This is a genomic window from Cellulomonas sp. GbtcB1, assembly GCF_019091725.1.
Taxonomy (GTDB): domain Bacteria; phylum Actinomycetota; class Actinomycetes; order Actinomycetales; family Cellulomonadaceae; genus Cellulomonas.
In genome coordinates, this window is record NZ_JAGXJG010000562.1 from 1 (window position 1) to 236 (window position 236).

The following is a 236-nucleotide window of genomic DNA, read 5'->3' on the forward strand; positions in this document are numbered from 1 at the left end:
GCGCAGCCGCTCCGCGTAGCCGAGCAGGTCCTCGACCGTCTCGTCGACCGTGATGGCCGGGCGGTTGTAGACCTTCACCAGCAGGTGGTTCTTCTGGGCGAGGGCGCCCTCGACCTTCTGCCGCAGGATGTTCTCGTCGAACAGGTCCTGGATGCGGATGCCGGCCCGGTTGATCTTGTCCGCGTACGCGGGGCCGATGCCGCGGCCGGTCGTGCCGGTCTTCCCCTTGCCGAGGA

1 protein-coding gene is annotated in these 236 nt (G+C 68.6%); it reads right to left on the reverse strand.

Annotation, left to right across the window (positions count from 1 at the left end):
* On the reverse strand, positions 1-236 hold a 236-nt coding region (locus tag KVT14_RS21395; RefSeq protein WP_217617388.1), incomplete at both ends, for an adenylosuccinate synthetase.